This is a genomic window from Candidatus Paracaedibacter symbiosus (assembly GCF_000757605.1).
Taxonomy (GTDB): domain Bacteria; phylum Pseudomonadota; class Alphaproteobacteria; order Paracaedibacterales; family Paracaedibacteraceae; genus Paracaedibacter_A; species Paracaedibacter_A symbiosus.
In genome coordinates, this window is sequence record NZ_JQAK01000049.1 from 1 (window position 1) to 726 (window position 726).

General features: G+C 58.3%; 2 protein-coding genes. Both read left to right on the forward strand.

Annotated features, from left to right (window positions below):
* Nucleotides 1–35: 35 nt before the first annotated feature.
* Complete coding sequence (locus tag IG80_RS0112220; protein WP_032114301.1) at nt 36–488, forward strand: DUF1330 domain-containing protein; 453 nt, start codon at nt 36–38, stop codon at nt 486–488.
* The coding region (locus IG80_RS16045) for an alpha/beta fold hydrolase (protein WP_198027420.1) at nt 489–726 on the forward strand (238 nt) is incomplete at its 3' end.

A 726-nucleotide genomic window follows, 5' to 3' on the forward strand; every position in this document is an offset into this window, starting at 1 on the left:
ACTTCTTGTGATTAGAACGGACAGGAGTTCCGACCATGGCCCCAGGCACTCGACCTGCTCGATATGTGGAGCCTACGCAGCAATCTGGACGCGCCTTCGTCGCCAGAAAAATGCAAGGCAACGTGATCATGTTGAACCTGCTGCGTCTACGCGAGATCGCTGACTACGCCGCACATCCGGAACTGGCACCGGACACGCCCATCAGTGGTGCGGAAGCATTCGATCGTTATATCCACCACGCATTGCCGTTTCTGCGCGAAAGCGGAGGCGAGCTCCTGTTCCTTGGCAAGGGAGGCCCGCTGCTGATCGGTCCCGGCGACGAACGGTGGGATCTCGTAATGCTGGTCAAGCAGCAAAGCGCCGATGCATTTCTTTCCTTTTCAGGCCACTCGGAATATCTGGCCGGGATCGGCCATAGAACCGCAGCCATCGAAGATGCCCGCCTGCTTCCCTCAACCGCAATCGAAACAGCAGGCTGGGGGACGTGAATGAAATCACTGGAAGCCAACGGCATCGTCATCGGCTATGACAGCTTCGGCGACGACCACCACGACACAATCCTTTTGATCTCCGGGCTTGGTGCCCAGCGGATCCGCTGGACGGAATCGTTCTGCCGGATCTTTGTGGAGAAGGGGTTTCGTGTTGTCCGTTTCGACAACCGGGATGCGGGCCTGTCGACGCATTTCCCGGATTTCCCTGCGCCCGATTTCTCCGCTTTGGCGAACG

Bases quoted from the DNA above. Each gene is read 5' to 3' on its own strand.
- IG80_RS0112220 (WP_032114301.1), top strand. From the start codon at position 36: ATGGCCCCAGGCACTCGACCTGCTCGATATGTGGAGCCTACGCAGCAA.